17 protein-coding genes are annotated in these 17,908 nt (G+C 54.4%); 2 read left to right on the top strand and 15 right to left on the bottom strand.

What is annotated here, in order from left to right; genetic code table 11:
• Positions 1 to 95: 95 nt before the first annotated feature.
• Genes RGW60_RS14105 through RGW60_RS14095 form a run of 3 tightly spaced genes read right to left on the bottom strand, consistent with a single transcriptional unit; the run spans position 96 to position 3,065 of the window.
• The gene (locus RGW60_RS14105) at positions 96 to 950 is read right to left on the bottom strand and encodes an alpha/beta hydrolase (RefSeq protein WP_322206918.1); all 855 of its coding nucleotides are present in this window, start codon (positions 948 to 950) and stop codon (positions 96 to 98) included.
• Between the two features lie 29 nt (positions 951 to 979).
• Positions 980 to 2,374, bottom strand: a complete 1,395-nt coding sequence (locus RGW60_RS14100) for an aspartate aminotransferase family protein (protein WP_322205180.1) — start codon at positions 2,372 to 2,374, stop codon at positions 980 to 982.
• Entirely contained in the window at positions 2,367 to 3,065 is a 699-nt protein-coding gene (locus RGW60_RS14095; protein ID WP_322205179.1) for a haloacid dehalogenase-like hydrolase, read from the bottom strand. Before RGW60_RS14095 ends, RGW60_RS14100 begins: the two co-directional genes overlap by 8 nt.
• Before the next feature lie 239 nt (positions 3,066 to 3,304).
• Between RGW60_RS14095 and RGW60_RS14090 the strand changes: the two genes are divergently transcribed.
• The gene (locus RGW60_RS14090; RefSeq protein WP_322205178.1) at positions 3,305 to 4,105 is read left to right on the top strand and encodes a MipA/OmpV family protein; all 801 of its coding nucleotides are present in this window, start codon (positions 3,305 to 3,307) and stop codon (positions 4,103 to 4,105) included.
• A gap of 36 nt (positions 4,106 to 4,141) precedes the next feature.
• Here RGW60_RS14090 and RGW60_RS14085 read toward each other — a convergent pair whose 3' ends face one another.
• The 12 genes from RGW60_RS14085 to RGW60_RS14030 all read right to left on the bottom strand — a co-directional run bounded on the left by RGW60_RS14085 (position 4,142) and on the right by RGW60_RS14030 (position 17,029).
• The gene (locus RGW60_RS14085; protein WP_322205177.1) at positions 4,142 to 4,534 is read right to left on the bottom strand and encodes a transporter; all 393 of its coding nucleotides are present in this window, start codon (positions 4,532 to 4,534) and stop codon (positions 4,142 to 4,144) included.
• A 7-nt stretch (positions 4,535 to 4,541) separates the two neighbouring features.
• A complete protein-coding gene (locus RGW60_RS14080) occupies positions 4,542 to 4,916 on the bottom strand; it encodes a transporter (RefSeq protein WP_322205176.1) in 375 nt (124 codons plus the stop codon).
• A 248-nt stretch (positions 4,917 to 5,164) separates the two neighbouring features.
• The gene (locus tag RGW60_RS14075; protein WP_322205175.1) at positions 5,165 to 6,490 is read right to left on the bottom strand and encodes a sigma-54 dependent transcriptional regulator; all 1,326 of its coding nucleotides are present in this window, start codon (positions 6,488 to 6,490) and stop codon (positions 5,165 to 5,167) included.
• Positions 6,491 to 6,504: 14 nt separating this feature from the next.
• On the bottom strand, positions 6,505 to 8,415 hold the full coding sequence (locus RGW60_RS14070) for a sensor histidine kinase (RefSeq protein WP_322205174.1): 1,911 nt from the start codon (positions 8,413 to 8,415) through the stop codon (positions 6,505 to 6,507).
• Between the two features lie 66 nt (positions 8,416 to 8,481).
• Positions 8,482 to 9,216, bottom strand: coding sequence for an amino acid ABC transporter ATP-binding protein (locus tag RGW60_RS14065; protein WP_322205173.1), 735 nt, complete (start codon positions 9,214 to 9,216; stop codon positions 8,482 to 8,484).
• The gene (locus tag RGW60_RS14060) at positions 9,213 to 9,881 is read right to left on the bottom strand and encodes an amino acid ABC transporter permease (RefSeq protein WP_322185320.1); all 669 of its coding nucleotides are present in this window, start codon (positions 9,879 to 9,881) and stop codon (positions 9,213 to 9,215) included. The genes RGW60_RS14065 and RGW60_RS14060 overlap by 4 nt, the downstream gene beginning before the upstream one ends.
• Entirely contained in the window at positions 9,878 to 10,624 is a 747-nt protein-coding gene (locus tag RGW60_RS14055) for an amino acid ABC transporter permease (protein WP_322205172.1), read from the bottom strand. The genes RGW60_RS14060 and RGW60_RS14055 overlap by 4 nt, the downstream gene beginning before the upstream one ends.
• Before the next feature lie 74 nt (positions 10,625 to 10,698).
• Complete coding sequence (locus RGW60_RS14050; protein WP_322205171.1) at positions 10,699 to 11,613, bottom strand: glutamate/aspartate ABC transporter substrate-binding protein; 915 nt, start codon at positions 11,611 to 11,613, stop codon at positions 10,699 to 10,701.
• 322 nt (positions 11,614 to 11,935) lie between these two features.
• A complete protein-coding gene (glpD, locus tag RGW60_RS14045) occupies positions 11,936 to 13,474 on the bottom strand; it encodes a glycerol-3-phosphate dehydrogenase (RefSeq protein WP_322205170.1) in 1,539 nt (512 codons plus the stop codon).
• A gap of 284 nt (positions 13,475 to 13,758) precedes the next feature.
• Positions 13,759 to 14,514: a DeoR/GlpR family transcriptional regulator gene (locus RGW60_RS14040; RefSeq protein ID WP_322205169.1), complete on the bottom strand. Its 756-nt coding sequence runs from the start codon at positions 14,512 to 14,514 to the stop codon at positions 13,759 to 13,761.
• 106 nt (positions 14,515 to 14,620) lie between these two features.
• Positions 14,621 to 16,129, bottom strand: coding sequence for a glycerol kinase GlpK (gene glpK / locus RGW60_RS14035; RefSeq protein ID WP_322205168.1), 1,509 nt, complete (start codon positions 16,127 to 16,129; stop codon positions 14,621 to 14,623).
• A 30-nt stretch (positions 16,130 to 16,159) separates the two neighbouring features.
• Entirely contained in the window at positions 16,160 to 17,029 is an 870-nt protein-coding gene (locus RGW60_RS14030) for an MIP/aquaporin family protein (protein ID WP_322205167.1), read from the bottom strand.
• 385 nt (positions 17,030 to 17,414) lie between these two features.
• On the opposite strand from RGW60_RS14030, the gene ybaK reads away from it, so the two are divergent.
• On the top strand, positions 17,415 to 17,885 hold the full coding sequence (gene ybaK / locus RGW60_RS14025; RefSeq protein WP_322205166.1) for a Cys-tRNA(Pro) deacylase: 471 nt from the start codon (positions 17,415 to 17,417) through the stop codon (positions 17,883 to 17,885).
• Positions 17,886 to 17,908: the final 23 nt, after the last annotated feature.

Below are 17,908 nucleotides of genomic sequence, written 5' to 3'. Positions count from 1 at the left end.
CATCGGTTTCCCAATCCTTCAGCGTGCCTGCTAAGCAGTCATCGTAATGACTGCCCGGGAAACTGAAAAACACAGGGGCAATAAGCATGGAAAATTCAGGCTATTTGTCGCTGATTGTTCATAGGGATCGGTTCAGCAGGTAATTGTTCTATCACGCGGTCAATGAAGTCTGCGCTCAATGTAATTACTTTCCGATATTGCAGATCCACGGTGATCATGTGGTAGCAGTCATTGAGCAACACTTTTGTGACGGGGCCGCCTAAATGCTTCTCGCAATAATCTGCGTTCCAGCGACTGGTGATGTCGTCTTCGATTGAATGCAAGACCAGCGCAGGCGCTTTGACTGAACGCATGCCTTTCTTTACCACCGCCACGAGCCGATGAAGTTCGCGCACGTTAATACCCGACATGGTCAACAGCCCGGCATTGCTGCTTTCACCGGCTTTCATCTGACGTTCAACAATGGCCCGCAAACGTGCGTCTTTGATGCCATAGGGCGAGGTTTCGTTAAAACGGCACAAATGCACGCCAAAAGGAATGGCCATAAGTAACGGTGTCAGCACCGCTGCTTTTGGCATGTTCCAGCCGTCGTAGCGCAAAGTGGTCGAGTAGAGCAATAAACCGGCGACTTGTCCGGGATGCTCGGCCGCCATGTGCATGGACAATACTGCGCCCATCGACAACCCACCGACAAAAACCTGTTCGTGCCGTTGGCGAATGCCGACAAACGTTTTGCGTGCACTTTCGTACCAGTCTTTCCAGCCAGTAGCTTGCAGGTCGGCGTTGTCGCCGCAGTGCCCGGCAAGCGTGGGCACATAGACGGTGTACCCCCGCTTGGCCAAGCCTTGGGCCACCCGACGGAGTTCCGTCGGAGTGCCGGTCAGGCCGTGGATTAACAACACCGCGACCGGGCCAGTGCCGAGAACGAAACTGGCGTCACCTTCGCCCATATCGATCTCGACATCCATCTGCGCCAGGATCATCGCTGCATTGCCCGCCACAGCAGACGGTCGAGAAGGGCGATGCCCAGGTCGATTTCGGCGTAGCTGATTTCCAGCGACGGAGCCAGGGTAATAACGTTTTTGTAGTAACCGCCAACGTCGAGAATCAGGCCAAGTTTTTTACCGTCGATTTCGATGTCGCCCTTCATGCCTTCATCAACCATGAAGTCCAGGGTTGCTTTGTCCGGGGTGAAGCCATCCGGACCACAGATTTCTGCACGCAGTGCCAAGCCCAAGCCGTCAACGTCGCCGATGATTGGGTAGCGTTTTTGCAGATCTTGCAGGCCAGCCAGGAAATACTTGCCCTTTTCCATGACCATCGCGCCGTAATCGACTTCAGAGGTCATCTTGAACATTTCCAAACCTACCGCTGTACCCAGTGGGTTGGAGGCGAAGGTGGAGTGGGTCGAACCAGGTGGGAAGATCGTTGGGTTGATCAACTCTTCACGCGCCCAAATACCGCCCAGCGGGTTGAGGCCGTTGGTCAGCGCCTTACCGAAGACGATTACGTCTGGTTTGACGTCGAAGTGCTCAATGGACCATAGCTTACCGGTGCGGTAGAAACCCATTTGGATTTCGTCGACGACCATCAAGATGCCGTGCTGATCCAGGACTTGCTTCAGTTCTTTATAGAAGTTCATAGGCGGAATGACGTAGCCGCCGGTGCCCTGAATAGGCTCAACGTAAAATGCTGCGTATTCGCACTGATTGGTTTTAGGATCCCAAACGCCGTTGTATTCAGTTTCGAACAGGCGGGCGAACTGCTGAACGCAATAGCTGCCATATTCTTCTTTAGTCATGCCTTTCGGACCACGGAAATGGTACGGGAAAGGAACGAACTGCGCGCGCTCACCGAAATGGCCGTAACGGCGACGGTAGCGGTAGCTTGAGGTGATCGACGAAGCGCCCAGCGTGCGGCCGTGGTAGCCGCCTTCGAAAGCAAACATCAGGCTTTTGCCGTTGCTGGCGTTACGCACTACTTTTAACGAATCTTCGATGGACTGCGAACCACCAACGTTGAAGTGAACGCGGCCGTCCATGCCGAATTTTTTCTTGGCGTCGACAGCTATCATTTCAGACAGCTCAATTTTTCCGCGGTGCAGATATTGGCTGGCAATCTGCGGCATCGAATCGATCTGTGCCTTGAGAGCATTGTTCAAGCGTGGGTTGGCGTAACCGAAGTTAACGGCCGAGTACCACATTTGCAGGTCAAGGTAGGCCTGATCGCTGGTGTCGTAAACATACGAACCCTCACAGCGGTTAAAGATGCGTGGTGGATCAATGTAGTGAACGGTGTCGCCAAAGGAGCAATACTTCGCTTCTTTTTCCAGAAGAATCTGGTCTTCGGGAGTTGCGATACGGATTTCAGACATGGTGGAAGAGTTCCTGCTGTTCAATAGGGAGACTGTGCGTGCGGACCGGTTCGCTGTGAGGTAAGCGATCGAGCAGGGCCGGTAAATCGGCAAAGGAGTCGAAGCGGGCATATGGAATGCCATTGCGTTCGCAATGTTCGGCCAAGCGATCTTTGGCAAATACGAAATCAGCAGTCCCAGCAACGCACATATCGGATTGACCGTCGCCGATCACCAAAATGCGTTTACCATCGGGAGCGGATTTGCATTTGCAGTTGCCGGATGCTGCGCGGCAAGCGTCGCTGGAATAAGGAAACTCTATGCGCCAGCTGTCAGGACCGACCTGACGCAAGCGGTTGGCAATAATCGGCAGTAGCGGCGCGTTATTACGCGACAAAATTCGGGCGATGCCCTGCTCAATGCCGTCGCTAACGATGTCCAGCGTGGCGCCTAGGCCCATAACCAATTCAACAAAGTCGGGAAACGCCGGATCAATACCGATGGTATCGAAATATCCCAGAAGCTCATTGGGCGTGGCTTTAACCATCGCCAACTGACGGCTCAGGCATTCTCGAGAACCGATCTTGCCAGACAGCCATTCATCTTCAATGACCTCCCAACTCGGGTCGGCGAAAAGCTCTAGGATGTTATCTATCGCGTCAGTCCGGGTGACGGTCCCATCGAAATCACACACGATATGCCAATGCATCATCTGCAGGTGCCTACTTAAGTGAGAGCGCTCTTTGCGCTTGCACTGAGGTAGAGCATAGACTGTGCCAATATTTACAATAGTCGCCCAAGGCCTCCTTTATGAGGCTTAGCGACATAGATCTGAAATGCGTCGGTGGGCAAGCTACAATTTTTGTAGCTTGCTACAAACAACATAAGTGCTTGCGTGAAAGATTCGTGTAAGGATTGATTCGCGTATGCTCAATTAGTTCGAGATAGTTTATGGCCTTACTCCCCTTTAACCGCTTCACTCGCTCAGTGCTTACGGGTCTGGCAGTGTTTTCATGTGCTTTCAGCTTTAGTCCGCAGAGCTATGCCGAGGCCATTATCGGCGATTTAGGCATAGGGGTTGGCTATAGGGCAAGCGATCCAACGGGTGTCAACTATGATGTAGCGCCGTTTCCCTACCTGGATCTAAATTGGGGGGACGTCAGTTTAAGCTCCGATGAGGGGCTTAACTGGAAGGCAATAAAGTTTAATGGGTGGAGCGTTGGTCCGTTTGCCAATTATTTGCCCGGGCGTACCTCTAACGGTTCATTACGTGGGTTGCGTGATGTGTCTGATATGGGTGAGTTCGGTGGTTTCGTACAGTACAGCCCTGCTGATTTCTGGCGCGTGTTCGCTGAAATGGGCCGAGCCGTGGGCGGCAGCAATGGTCAGGGTGGCGTGTTGGGTCGTATTGGCGGCGAGCTCGGTTACCCGATGGGCTTTGGTGTTATTGGCGACACCGAGATCACCGCTCATTACTCAAATGGTCGCCAAGCGCAAACGTTTTTTGGCGTAAGCGCCCAAGAAGCTCAGGCTTCGGGATTTCAGGCGTATAACGCCAGCGGTGGCCTACAAAAAGTCGCGCTGACCCAAAGTCTAAGAATTCCGTTGGCGGACGGTTGGTCGCTGTTGACCAGTGCTACATGGACTCACCTGACTCAATCCGCTGCTGACAGCTCAATCGTCAAAGAAAAAGGTGATAGCAATCAAGGCGAGGTCAACATCGCCGTGGCGTATCACTTCAAAGGGCTGTGAACACAACCCGCACTACGCACGGGGCATGACTGTTATTCACGCGTCTTGTTTCCCCTCCGCCAGCAGCACTATCCCACCAATGATCACGCACACGCCCAGCCAATGCAGGGCGCTGATGCTTTCGCCCAGGCCTACCCAGGAACCTAGCAGCACCACCACAAAAACCAGCGAACTTAGCGGAAAGGCGAGCGAAAGCTTGCTGCTGCGTAAAATCAGCATCCAGGTTAAAAACGAGCCGATATAGCAGAAAATCGCCACCATCACCGCCAAGCTACTGATGGCTGTCAGAAGCCAGTTAAGGCCGAACGGAATGGAGGCAAGGCCATCGCCACCTAGCTTTAACGATAGTTGCGCGCCGCTTTCGAACGCAATCAGCAGCACCCAGAGCATCAGGCTCGCGCCGCGTCCTTCAATCCAGCTGTTTGTCATAACGACCTCATGCTCCTGTGCCGCAAACCAGCATGACGCCGGCAGTGATAACCAGCGTGCCCAGCCAGCGTCTTCGGCTGACAGCCTCGCCCAGCACTAGGCGACCGCCTAGCACCACGCCACAATAGCTAAGACTGAGGGCGGGAAATACCAAACTCAGGGGCGCCAGTGACAGCACGTCCAGCCAGGCAACAAATAGCACCGCGTAGCAACTAACCCCGCACCACAGCAGCGGGGCTCCAGCGATTTGTCGCCAAAAAATACTCAAGCGAAAGCCGCCAACGTGTTCCGGTAAGCGATCAAGGCCAAGCTTAAAAGCAATTTGGCCAATGACATCAAGGGTAATGCACAGCGCGATCAGCAGCACCACAGAAGGGGTCAAGGGAACAGCTCCAGAAAGTTGGACGGAGGTGATGCAAGGGGTGGGCCAGTGCTTGCTTCTTCGAGAAGGAATACTCAGGAGGTTGTAGAAGCCGTCAAGGGCAGGTAAGCCGTTACGCCCCCCCGCGATTTTTAACGTTGAAGGGGTGAGTGTTTGAAATCCATCGTAACTTTCGGGTGCTCCGGCAAAGCCATTTGTGCCATTCGATAGGTTTTGCCTGGTTTGAAATTTTTCGGAGTTTCCCGTGATCAACTCAGTCCGTACTTTTTTACCTTATCGAACAGCGTGGTCTTAGCCATGCCCAGTTCTTGGCTCGCTTGGCTAAGGTTGCCACCGTTACGTTGCAAGGCCTCGGTGAGCAGATTTTTTTCGAAAGTCTCTACCGCTTCGGCAAAGTCCAGGCTGCTGCTGGAGGGATTGGCGCCCGATTTTTTGAACGCTGGAAGTCCCAGTGCATAACGTTCAGCAACATTGCGCAATTCCCTGACGTTGCCCGGCCATTCGTGGGTCATCAAGCTCGACAATGTCTGGCGATCCAGTTCCGGAGTTTGGCGGTCGAAGCGTAACGACGATAGCTGTAGAAAATGCTCGAACAACTCCAAGATATCTTCACGCCGCTCGCGCAAGGGTGGCAATTCAAGCGTCACCACATTCAGTCGGTAATAAAGGTCGCTTCGAAACTGGCTGGCCTTGCTCAGCTCATCCAAGTCGGATTTAGTTGCTGCAATGACCCGGCAATCCACCGCAACGCTTTGATTCGAGCCCAGACGCTCCAAGGTCCGTTCTTGCAGGACTCGCAGCAGTTTGATTTGCAGGTTCAGTGGCATGCTCTCTACTTCATCGAGAAACAGCGTGCCGTTGTGGGCGTGTTCGATCTTGCCAATCCGCCGTTTGCCAGCGCCGGTAAATGCGTTTGCTTCATGGCCAAAAATTTCGCTTTCGAAGAGGCTTTCTGGCAGACCTCCGCAATTGAGCGCGACGAACTGATGGGAATGGCGGCGACTGAAGTCATGTAAGCAGCGGGCAACCAGCTCCTTGCCAGTGCCGGTTTCGCCTTCAATCAGCACATTAGCCGACGTGTCGGCGACGTTGACGATTAGCGCCCGTAGATTCTGCATGGCGGGGGAGCGACCAATAATACGGCCCTCAAGCGAGCTACGCTCAGCCAGTTGCCGGCGCAGTGACGACACCTCGCGAGCCAGGCCGCGCTGCTCTAAAGCGCGTCGTGCCACTTCAACCAAACGTTCGGGAGAAAAGGGTTTTTCCATGAAGTCGTAAGCGCCATCGCGCATCGCGTTGACGGCCATGGAAATATCGCCGTGTCCGGTGATCAGCACCACCGGCAGGCTTCGATCGCGGGCTTTGAGGCGGGTCAATAACTCCAAGCCGTCGATGCCGGGCAAGCGAACATCGCTGATGACAATACCGGCAAAATTGTCGCCGATTCGCGCAAGCGCTTCCTCGGCACTGCCGACACCTTCGCTGAGGATATCTTCTAGGGCCAGTGCTTGCTGACAGCCCAGTAGCACGTGTGGGTCATCTTCGACGATCAGAACGGTCAGATCGCTATTCATACTTGCTGGCTCATTCATGTCGGTTCGGTTCCACGAGGCTTGGGCGCAGTCAGCAGTGGCAGGCTAAGGACAAAGGCCGTGCCACCTCCGGGTGGGTGCTCCGCGCTGAGGGTTCCCCCGGCGGCGGCGGCAAGGCTGGCGGAAAGGGTCAATCCCAGCCCGAGACCGTGCTCGCCCGGTTTGGTCGTAAAGAACGGTTCGAACAAATGTTTACGTGCTTCGGAGTCGATGCCGTGGCCATTGTCCCGCACGTACAAGCGGTAACGGCTGTCAGCCACTTCGCCTTCTAGCCACAATTCAGGCTGCGGTTTGTCATGCATGGCATCCAGCGCGTTGCCGATCAAGTTGACCAAAATTTGCTCCAGACGCGTTTGGTCGATTTTCAATGCCACGTTGTCGAAGTGTTCATGCAATTGCAGATGGAAGTTTTCCAGCCGGCCACTGAGGATTTGCAGCGCGGCGGCGACCGCCAGGCCGAGGGACGCTTGGCCCTGGTCATCGCCACGTCGAGCAAAGGCGCGCAGGCTAGCGGTTATTCGGCCCATGCGATCTACCAGATCGTTAATAGTCCGCAAATTGGTGCTGGCCGTGTCTAGCGCACCGCGCTCAATGAACCGGACGGTGTTGCCGGACAAGGTGCGCAGGGCAGCCAAGGGTTGATTGAGTTCATGGGCGATGCTGGTGGACATCTGGCCGATGGCCGCGAGCTTGCCTGCCTGAACCAGTTCGTCTTGAGCTCGGCGCAAGGTGTCTTCCGCTTGGCGTCGCTCTCGAATCTGACTTTTCAGGCGTTCGTTGCTGGCACGTAAATCCGCCGTGCGTTCAGCAATCTTGCGTTCAAGTTCGTCGTTGGCGGCTTGCAAGGCCTCGCGGGCGGCCAGTCGGGTTGAGAGCATTTTGCGCCGTTCGTTCCAGGCAATCAGCAGAAACGCTACAAGCGCACAGGCTACCGCCACCAGCATCCCTTGACGGGTTGCTTCGCTGCTCAGCTCTTCCAGCGGCGTCAGCAAGGTCAGGTGCCAAGGCGTATCGCTTAGTTGTGTGGTTTGCGCCAGGTAGCTGACCTGGCTGTGGTCGTGGTCGACGCTACTATTAGCAGGGAACGTCAGTTTCTCTGCACCTTCAGCCAGCGGCTCACGGGCCAATGGCACCAGTTCGTTGAGCGGCCACCAGTAATATTGCAGGCTGCGGGCGAGGCGCTCTTTGATTTCGGGCGTCAGCGGGCGAACCGATTTGAGCTTGCGCGCCGGGTCACTCGACAGAATAATGATGCCGTTTTCGTCGGTGACGTAAGCTTCCAGGCGTGCGCGCTGCCAACGTTCTTCTAGCGCCTCAAGGCGAACCTTGATGACGGCTACTCCAATGATTTTGCCTTGCTCTTCCAGTCCGTGGGCCAGGTAATATCCCGCTTCGCCAGTGGTGCTTCCGATCCCGTAAAAGCGCCCAGGCAGACCGCGTACGGCATCTTGAAAGTAGGCACGAAACGACAGATCTTCACCCAGATAACTGTCAGCGTCGCGCCAGTTACTGGTGGCCAGTACCCGGCCGGTGGTGTCGAGGACATAAATAGCCCGACTGCGGCTGCGTCGATTCAGCCCTTCAAGGTAGTTGTTGACGTTCTGTCTCAGCTCCGGCGTCGGGTCATTGAGCAAGCGCGAGACGTTGGCTTCAAGTTCAAGCACGCTCGGCAGGTAGGTGTAGCGGTTTATTTCGCTTTCGACCGTACGAGCGTGAAGTTCCAACTGACGCTGGCCATTTTCACTTAAAGCCTTTACGCCATTGCGCTCGCTGACCAAATAGCTGACGTAACCGAGCGCAATCATCAGCAGGATGATCAGCGGGGGAATGAACAGATGGCGTATCAGGCGGGGTTTCACGGCAAGTGATGGCGGGGGCGCGCGATAGGATTCGGGGTCGCATTTCATCACAGTCGTCCAGGACCGACCAGCGTCCGCGCCGCAATCTACGCGGGCGCGGACAGCCAGAATTGCTTAGTGCTGCAGAATTTTGGCGAGAAATTGCTGGGCGCGCTCGGAACGCGCGGTCACATCACCAAAGAATTCTTCTTTTTCACAGTCTTCAACGATTAATCCTTGGTCCATGAAGATCACCCGATTTGCCACTTTCCGGGCGAAGCCCATTTCGTGGGTCACGCACATCATAGTCATACCTTCTTGGGCCAGTTGCACCATGACGTCGAGCACTTCGTTGACCATTTCTGGATCAAGCGCCGAGGTGGGTTCGTCGAACAGCATTACCACCGGGTCCATCGCCAACGCCCGGGCAATTGCCACGCGCTGTTGTTGGCCGCCGGACAATTGTCCCGGATGCTTATTGGCGTGGGCAGACAGACCAACTCTTTCCAACAGCTTCAGGCCTTTGTCGGTAGCCTCTTCTTTACTGCGGCCAAGGACTTTGATCTGCGCGATGGTCAGGTTTTCAACGATGGACAAGTGCGGGAACAGCTCGAAATGCTGGAACACCATGCCGACCCGCGAACGCAGTTTTGGCAAATTGGTCTTAGGATCAGCGATGGAGGTACCGTCGACAATCACGTCACCCTTCTGGAACGGCTCAAGCGCGTTCACGCACTTGATCAGGGTCGATTTGCCGGAGCCCGAGGGGCCGCAAACCACCACCACTTCGCCCTTTTTGACTTCAGTGCTGCAATCGGTGAGCACTTGAAAGTCGCCATACCACTTGTTGATATTTTTGATTGAAATCATACGGCGAACCTTTTTTGCAGACGCTTCACCAATTGCGAGGCGGCAAAGCTGATCACGAAATACACCAGACCGGCGAAGATCAGGAATTCATTGGAGCGGCCAATGATGTCGCCACTGGAGCGCGAGGCGTTCAGGAAGTCGACCAGGCCGACGGTGTACACCAATGAGGTGTCCTGAAACAAAATGATGCTCTGCTGTAACAGTAGCGGGGTCATCTTGCGAAACGCCTGAGGCAGGATGATCAAACGCATCATTTGCCCGTAGTTCATGCCTAGCGCCTGGGCTGCACCCATTTGTCCCTTGGGAATGGCTTGAACCCCGGCGCGAACGATTTCGCAGAAGTACGCGGCCTCGAACATCATGAAAGCGATTAAGCATGAGGTGAACGCGCCGATGGGGGTGTCTTGGCCGGTGATCCAGCGCAGCACGAACGGCACGGCCAGATAAAACCAAGTGATCACCAACAGCAGCGGGATCGAGCGAAAGTAGTTCACGTAAGCGCCGGCGAATCGCGCCGCCAGTTTGCTTGACGATAACCGCATCAGCGCCAGAATCGTGCCCAGCGCAACACCACCTATAACCCCCAGCACCATCAGTTGCAGGGTCATGATCATGCCGTTCCACATGCCAGGCAGCGCGGGAATAATTCCACTGAAATCCATTATTTACCCCCCAGAGAGATCAGTCCGGGTACCGCGACTTTCTTCTCGATCAAGCGCATCAGCAGCATCAAGCTCATGTTCAAGGTGAAGTAGATCAGGGTCGCCAATGTGAACGCTTCAAACAAGTTGGCCGAAAATTCGGCAGTCTGTTTGGTCTGCGCGAGCAGCTCCATCAGTCCGATCAATGAAGCCACGGACGAGTTTTTGAACACGTTAAGGAATTCAGAGGTCAGCGGCGGAATAATGATCCGATAAGCCTGGGGTAGCAGCACATTCCAGTAGATCTGCGGCAGCTTGAAACCCATGGCCCGGGCGGCGGACTCCTGGCCGCGCGGCAGCGCTTGAATGCCGGTGCGTACTTGTTCGCAGACCCGTGCAGCGGTGAAAAGACCCAGACACACGACGACGCTTAGAAAGGCAGAGGTCGTTGGGTTCAGGTCCTGTTTGTACCATTCCTGCAGATTGGCGGGCAGCAGATCCGGGACTAGGAAGTACCAGATGAACAGCTGCACCAGCAGAGGAACGTTGCGAAATAGTTCCACGTAGACCGTGGCAATGCCCGATACCCAACGGTTCGGCACAGTTCGCATGACGCCGAGTACAGAGCCCAGCAGCAGCGCGATGATCCAGGCGACGACGGCGATTGCGATAGTCCAGCCTAGGCCAGTTAAGTACCAGTCCAGATAGATCTCGTTGCCGATGCCGGTGGACTTGAGGAAGACGCCCCAGTCCCAGTTGTAATTCATTCAGGTTTCCCCTCCGTTCGAACGATTCAATACCCGAGCGCGTTGGCGCCCTCGGGTATTGGATGAGCCAGTACTTAGATTTTTACGTCTGGCGCAGGCTTGTCGGTAGGGGCGGCGATTAGCGCTTTCAGTTGGTCGCTCATGGGGAACATCAGGTTCAAACCCTTCGGTGGAATAGGCTGAGTGAACCACTTGGCGTAGATGGTGTTGATTTCGCCAGAAGCGAAGGTGGCCTTGATAGCGTCATCCACGGCTTTCTTGAACGGGGCGTCTTCTTTGCGGACCATGCAGCCGTAGATTTCATAAGATTGTGGCGTGCCGGTTACCGCCCAATCCCCTGGTGTCCGGGCTTTGGCCATTTCGCCGGCCAGCAGCGCGTCGTCCATCATGAAAGCGACTGCACGACCCGACTCCAGCATCTGGAACGATTCGCCATGGTCTTTGGCGGAGATAACGTTCATGCCCATCTGCTTGTCGGCGTTCATCGCTTTGATAATGCGCTCGGACGTAGTGCCTGCAGTGGTTACTACGTTTTTGCCTTTCAGGTCAGCGAAGTCCTTATAAGCAGAGTCTTTTTTAGACAGCAGGCGCGTACCGATTTCGAAAATGCCTACCGAAAAGTCAACCTGCTGCCCACGTTCGGCGTTGTTGGTGGTGGAACCACATTCAATGTCTACCGTGCCGTTTTGCACAAGTGGGATACGGGTTTGCGACGTGACCAGGTTGTACTTGACCTTCAGATCCGGCATGTTCAGGTCTTTCTTAATGGCTTCAACAATCTTCAGTTGGATGTCGTGGGAGTAGCCAACCGGGACACCGGAAGCATCCGCCAAGTACGAAAAAGGAATTGAACTATCGCGGTGTCCGAGGGTGATGGTGCCGGACTCTTTGATTTTCTTCAGTGTGCCCGTTAGTTCGGCGGCGAAAACTGGAGTGCTAATCAGAGCGGCAGCGATTGCTGCGCCCAAAAGATGGGGAACGATGCGCATCAGTTAATCCTCGACTTTGTTTTTTTTGTGGGACCGACAGACAGGGGCGGTCCGCTTACAGAGCAAATACCTCAACGGTGGACCATCAGGCGCACGCGACGTTAATGTATTCAACATGAGGTTTAGAGCATGACTCATGCCAAATGCATGATTTTATTTATCTATATGATTTATAAGAATTTATTTTATTTTTTTGCAGGCGGGGGGTTGGCAGGTGTCCGGAAAACCGAACCAGTCTGTGTGGATTGTTCGGAAAACCGAATAGCACTGCGCAGAGGGGCGGATGCGGCCTTCCCCTGCAGGGCAAGGCCGTCAGCAGAGATTATGCGGCTTCTATATTGCTTTTATGGCTGGCAACCGTAGTGAGGTATTTCTTCACGCGCTGCTGTTCGTCCGGCGTCGTGAACAGGCCCAATTTGCTACGGCGCCAGAGGATGTCTTCGGCACTCAGCGCCCATTCCTCGCTGCACAGATAGTCCACTTCGCGGGTGTAAAGCCCGCCACCAAGGTGTTCACCCATATCGGCAAGGTTGCGTGCACCTTCGACCAAACGCCAGCTGCGGGTGCCATAGGTTCGAGCCCAGCGCCTTGCAACGTCGGTGGGTAGCCAGTCACATCGCGTTTTTAATTCGCTTGCCAACGCTTTGGGTGAGCTTAAGTCTTCTGCGCCTGGGAGGCTGGAAGTGGCTGTCCAGTTGGCCTTCATCTGCGGGAAAAACGGTGCAAGTTGCGCCATGGCCGACTCGGCTAGCTTGCGGTAGGTCGTCAACTTACCGCCAAACACCGAGAGGATGGGCGCTTCGTCTTTACTGCCCGACAATGACAGCGTGTAATCACGCGTGATTGCGGACGGATTGTCAGACTCATCGTTACACAGTGGGCGAACGCCGGAATACGTATGCAGGATATCGTTGCGGCTCAATTGTTTTTTGAAATGCTCATTGACCACGTTAAGGAGGTACTCAATTTCGCCTTCGGTGATGGAAACTGTACTTGGGTCTCCCTGATATTCACGGTCAGTAGTGCCAATGATCGTGAACCGTTCAAGATACGGAATCGCGAAGACGATACGTTGATCTTCGTTTTGCAGAATAAACGCGTTTTCACCTTCGTATAGGCGAGGGAAGATCAAATGACTGCCCTGAATCAGGCGAATGCCATATGGGGAATCCAGTTTCAGGTCGTCTCGAATAAACTTGGCCACCCATGGCCCTGCCGCGTTAACCAGCGCTTTCGCCCGGATTGAAAACAGACCGCCATCGGCACGTTCCATGTTCAACTGCCAGACGCCATTGTCACGACGCGCATTGATGCACCGGGTTTGAGTGTGAACATGAGCGCCATTTTCCCGGGCGGCCATGGCGTTGAGCACGACAAGCCGCGCATCATCGACCCAGCAATCAGAATATTCAAAGCCCCGCGTGATGTTGGCTTTTAATGGGCTGTCTGCACCAAAGCGCAGGCTGCGGGAAGCTGGCAATTTTTCCCGCTTGCCCAAATGGTCATACAGAAACAGACCGGCACGAATCATCCATGCCGGGCGTAAATGAGGACGGTGTGGCAGTACGAAGCGCATTGCTTTGACGATGTGCGGGGCTTTAGTCAAAAGTACTTCGCGTTCGGCGAGAGATTCGCGTACCAAACGGAATTCGTAATGTTCCAGGTAGCGTAAACCACCATGGATCAGCTTGCTGCTGGCCGAAGACGTATGGCTGGCCAAGTCGTCTTTTTCGCAAAGGAACACGGATAGACCGCGACCGGCTGCGTCTGCTGCAATCCCGACGCCATTGATCCCACCGCCAATCACGGCGATATCATAAACCTGGGAAAACGGTAGCACGGGCAATGAAGACTTGGGCATCTGGCGGCCTCTTTGTTCTGGATTTTAAAACGTGGCTAAACGGCGAATCCGAACATTTATGTTCGATTTCGAAAAATAGTAACGTAATAAATATGGGTCGGCCAGTCGTTATTTACTGAAAGTGACGATTGGAAGGGACGAGAAAGGAACAAAGTCGAACATTTATGAGGCGGGGATGTTCCGAGCGCCCCACACACCTTCGCTGAAGGAGGCGGCGGTGGCGAGGGGCGTCAAATGACTGTGTGAGCGCTGGACCCTATTTGTTTGCGCCGAAAATTACGCGTTCAAACCACCTCAAGTCGAATCTTGTACTGGGTCAACAGTTGCATCAGCGCCGGGACTGGCGCGTGGTCTGTCACTAGGCAGTCAATCAGACTGATCGGCCCCAGGCGGACCATGGCATTGCGTCCGAATTTACTGGAGTCGGCGGCCAAGATTACTTGCCGAGCGTTGGCGATAATCGCTTGGGATACACGTACCTCCTGATAGTCGAAGTCGAGCAGGCTGCCGTCTTCATCAATGCCACTGATGCCTACCAAGGCGAAGTCGACCTTGAACTGGTTGATGAAATCGACACTTGCTTGGCCCACCACACCTCCGTCGCGACGTACGTTCCCGCCTGCCAACAGGACTTCAAAGTCGTCCTTGGCACTGAGGATTGAGGCAACGTGTAGGTTATTGGTGATGATTTTCAGATGGTTGTGACTCAACAGCGCTCTGGCGATGGATTCGGTGGTGGTACCAATATTGATAAACAGCGAGGCGTGGTCTGGTATTTGTGAGGCAATCGCTTCGGCGATCCGCTGTTTCTCGTCGCGCATCTGGTCTGCGCGCATTGCGTAGGCCGTATTCTCGATGCTTGAATCATAGGCCGCGCCGCCGTGGTAGCGGCGCAACAAGTTCATATCCGCCAATTGATTGATGTCACGGCGAATGGTTTGCGGGGTCACGACAAACAGTTGGGCCATTTCTTCGATGCTGACGTAGCCGCGCTCCCGAACCAATTCGAGGATTTGCCGCTGACGGGGAGGCAGATTCATTGTTTTGATTTTCCTGTCTGGCTGCCATACAAATGGCGCCCATGATGCCGCAGGCAACTACTGCCTGTCAGCCGGAAACTCAACCTGCTCCCCGCAAGGGTCTTAATCAGTCGGTGTTTTCTTCGTGAGGTTCCCAGTCGCGGGTACGGCTTACCGCTTTCTTCCAGCCCGCATAGAGTTTTTCTTTATCGGCATCCGGGAGTTGAGGTTCGAATTCGCGCTCAATGACGGCCTTGCTGCGTAACTCATCCAGGCTGCCCCAAAAGCCAATCGCCAGGCCCGCCAGGTACGCAGCGCCCAGCGCGGTGGTTTCGCGCATTTGCGGGCGTTCAACCATGGTGCCCAGGATGTCTGCCTGAAACTGCATGAGAAAGTTGTTGGCGACTGCGCCGCCGTCAACGCGCAGAGACTTGAGGCGTTCGCCAGAGTCTTGCTGCATGGCGTCGAGTACGTCGCGTGTCTGGTAGGCGATGGATTCCAAGGCAGCGCGAATGATGTGATCGACTTTTACCCCTCGGGTCAGGCCGAACAGTGCGCCCCGTGCATATGGGTCCCAGTACGGCGCGCCCAGCCCGGTAAAGGCAGGCACGAGATAAACACCATGACTGTCTTTGACCTTGCCGGCGAAATACTCGGTGTCGAGTGCATCATTGATCAATTTCAGTTCGTCACGCAGCCACTGAATGGTTGACCCACCATTGAACACGGCGCCTTCCAGCGCATAGGCAACTTCGCCGCGTGGGCCGCAGGCAATAGTGGTGAGCATGCCATGCGCCGATTGCACGGCTTTATTACCGGTATTCATTAGTAGAAAACAGCCGGTGCCGTAGGTGTTTTTGGCCTGACCTGGCTCCACGCACATTTGCCCAAACAAGGCAGCCTGCTGATCACCGGCGATACCGGCGATAGGGATGCCACTTTTGCTGTGGCCATAGACTTCCGACGACGAGCGGACTTCAGGCAGCATCTCGCGAGGAATATCCAACACCTGCAACATCTTTTCGTCCCATTCCAGGGTATGGATGTTGAAGAGCATGGTGCGTGAGGCGTTGGTGTAATCGGTGACATGGACCTTGCCACCCGTGAATTTCCAGATCAGCCAGCTATCGATGGTGCCGAACAGGAGCTCGCCTTTGCGTGCGCGTTCGCGGCTGCCTTCGACGTTATCGAGAATCCACTTCAGCTTTGTGCCGGAGAAGTAGGGGTCGGTGACCAAACCAGTGGTTGCACGAATGTAGTCTTCGTGTCCGTCGCGCTTGAGCTGCTGACAGATCTCAGTGCTGCGACGGCATTGCCAGACAATAGCGTTGTACACCGGGCGCCCAGTGTCGCGCTCCCAGACCACGGTAGTTTCACGTTGGTTGGTAATACCGATGGCGGCAATCTGATCATGGTGCAGATCGGCTTGGGCCAAGGCTTTGGTCATGCATGCGGTCTGGGTGGCGAAAATTTCCATGGGGTCGTGTTCAACCCAGCCCGGTTGCGGGTAATGCTGGGTGAACTCGCTTTGCGCGGTACTGACGACATTGGCGTCGCGGTCGAAAATCATCGCCCGTGAACTGGTCGTACCTTGATCAAGAGCAATGATGTAGTTCTTATTCTTTGAGTCAGTCATGTCGATTGCCTTGCACTAATGAATGGGTTTTCAAAAACTGGCTGGAACGTTATCCACAACTGCCTTGGATGCCTTTGGTTTCAAAGCGACCGACTCGTGGGGAAGATAGCGAGCGATCAGGCCGCGATAACCCGCAGCGCCCAGGCAGGCACCCAGGATCGGCGCCACTATAGGAATCAGAAAGTATGGAATTTCACGGCCACCGGTAAATGCCATCTCGCCCCAGCCAGCGAAGAATGTCATCAATTTAGGCCCGAAATCCCGCGCCGGGTTCATCGCAAATCCGGTGAGCGGCCCCATGGAGCTGCCGATCACCGCAATCAATAGACCGATTAGCAAGGGCGCCATTGGGCCTTTGGGCAAGCCGTTATTGTCGTCGGTCAGCGACATGATCACGCACATCAGGATTGCGGTAATAACGAGCTCGACCAGAAACGCCTGTCCGGTGGAAATGGCAGGGTTAGGGTACGTTGAGAAAATCGAGGCTAGTTCGAGGCTAGCTTGACTGCCGCGAATCATGTGATGGGTGTGTTCGAAATCGAAAAAAAGGCTGACATATAGCCCATAGACCAACGCGGCAGCACAGAAGGCCCCTGCCACTTGGGCAAATATGTAAAACGGCAGTTTTCGCTTTTGAAAATCCCCAAAGATACACAGCGCAATGCTGACCGCAGGATTGAGATGGGCACCGGAAACACCAGCGGTCATATAGATCGCCAAGCTGACGCCCACTCCCCAGATGATGCTAATTTCCCACAGGCCGAAGGTTGCTCCCGCGACTTTGAGCGCCGCAACACAGCCTGTTCCGAAAAATATCAGGAGCGCAGTGCCCATAAATTCTGCGATGCATTGCCCTGTTAGCGTAGGTGCTTGAAGCGGTGGCTGATTGGCCGTAGTCATTGGAACCCCCTTATTTTTGTTTTTCTCGAACGTTGTCAGACGATCAGCAACATTCATTTTTATCCTGAAGGGAGAAACCCCGCTCCTCTCAAGTTACGAAGTTGGACCAGACTAAGTCTGATTTATTCGTTAACGAAAAAATATAGACAATAAAGAACCCTGTCAAAGGTCGGAAGTGAACCTTTCGTTGTTTTTTTCTTGGCCGTTTTGCCGGCATTGCTGTAAATCGAGTAGGAAATGTCTCGTCGTCACCGTTTAACCCGGCAGATTATTTGCGAAGTTATAAGGATATAGGCTGAAATTCGCCGTTGATGCAGTGTTTTAGCTGCATATGTCTTAAAGTGTGCACGACAACCTTAGCGCTTTGCCCCCTATGGAGAGCTGCATGACACCCGCATTAGATTTATTAAAAAAAGTTAGGGCTGATCACCATGTTCATAGTTACGAGCACGACCCCAAGGCGGCGTCTTACGGGCTAGAAGCGGCGGAAAAGCTTGGATTGGAGCCTGCTCGTGTATTCAAGACGCTTTTAGCCGCCACTGAAAAGGGCGAGCTACTGGTTGCCGTGGTGCCGGTGGCAGGTACGTTAGACCTCAAAGCACTGGCCCACGCTGCCGGTGCAAAAAAAACCGAAATGGCAGATCCGGCTTCAGCTCAACGTTCGACCGGCTATTTGTTAGGCGGCATCAGCCCGCTTGGGCAGAAAAAGCGTTTGCGTACGTTTATTGACCTATCTGCGCAGCTATTTACCACGGTATTTGTCAGTGCCGGTCGTCGTGGCCTTGAGGTGGAACTTTCATCTGCGGTGTTAGCCGAATTTACCCAAGCAGTTTTTGCCGAGATTGGTCGTGCGTAACGCGCCGCATCGTAGACGACCAC

Source organism: Pseudomonas sp. AB6, from assembly GCF_034314105.1.
Taxonomy (GTDB): domain Bacteria; phylum Pseudomonadota; class Gammaproteobacteria; order Pseudomonadales; family Pseudomonadaceae; genus Aquipseudomonas.
Note: the sequence above shows the minus strand (reverse complement) of the source record. Positions and strands in the feature narration are given on the sequence as shown.

Excerpts from the sequence above, each read along its gene's own strand:
- RGW60_RS14070 (WP_322205174.1), bottom strand. The coding sequence starts at position 8,415 with ATGAAATGCGACCCCGAATCCTATCGCGCGCCCCCGCCATCACTTGCC.
- RGW60_RS14085 (WP_322205177.1), bottom strand. The coding sequence starts at position 4,534 with ATGACAAACAGCTGGATTGAAGGACGCGGCGCGAGCCTGATGCTCTGG.
- RGW60_RS14095 (WP_322205179.1), bottom strand. The coding sequence starts at position 3,065 with ATGATGCATTGGCATATCGTGTGTGATTTCGATGGGACCGTCACCCGG.
- glpK (WP_322205168.1), bottom strand. The coding sequence starts at position 16,129 with ATGACTGACTCAAAGAATAAGAACTACATCATTGCTCTTGATCAAGGT.
- RGW60_RS14050 (WP_322205171.1), bottom strand. The coding sequence starts at position 11,613 with ATGCGCATCGTTCCCCATCTTTTGGGCGCAGCAATCGCTGCCGCTCTG.
- glpD (WP_322205170.1), bottom strand. The coding sequence starts at position 13,474 with ATGCCCAAGTCTTCATTGCCCGTGCTACCGTTTTCCCAGGTTTATGAT.
- RGW60_RS14065 (WP_322205173.1), bottom strand. The coding sequence starts at position 9,216 with ATGATTTCAATCAAAAATATCAACAAGTGGTATGGCGACTTTCAAGTG.
- RGW60_RS14105 (WP_322206918.1), bottom strand. The coding sequence starts at position 950 with ATGGGCGAAGGTGACGCCAGTTTCGTTCTCGGCACTGGCCCGGTCGCG.
- RGW60_RS14090 (WP_322205178.1), top strand. The coding sequence starts at position 3,305 with ATGGCCTTACTCCCCTTTAACCGCTTCACTCGCTCAGTGCTTACGGGT.
- RGW60_RS14040 (WP_322205169.1), bottom strand. The coding sequence starts at position 14,514 with ATGAATCTGCCTCCCCGTCAGCGGCAAATCCTCGAATTGGTTCGGGAG.
- RGW60_RS14075 (WP_322205175.1), bottom strand. The coding sequence starts at position 6,490 with ATGAATAGCGATCTGACCGTTCTGATCGTCGAAGATGACCCACACGTG.
- ybaK (WP_322205166.1), top strand. The coding sequence starts at position 17,415 with ATGACACCCGCATTAGATTTATTAAAAAAAGTTAGGGCTGATCACCAT.
- RGW60_RS14055 (WP_322205172.1), bottom strand. The coding sequence starts at position 10,624 with ATGAATTACAACTGGGACTGGGGCGTCTTCCTCAAGTCCACCGGCATC.
- RGW60_RS14100 (WP_322205180.1), bottom strand. The coding sequence starts at position 2,374 with ATGTCTGAAATCCGTATCGCAACTCCCGAAGACCAGATTCTTCTGGAA.
- RGW60_RS14030 (WP_322205167.1), bottom strand. The coding sequence starts at position 17,029 with ATGACTACGGCCAATCAGCCACCGCTTCAAGCACCTACGCTAACAGGG.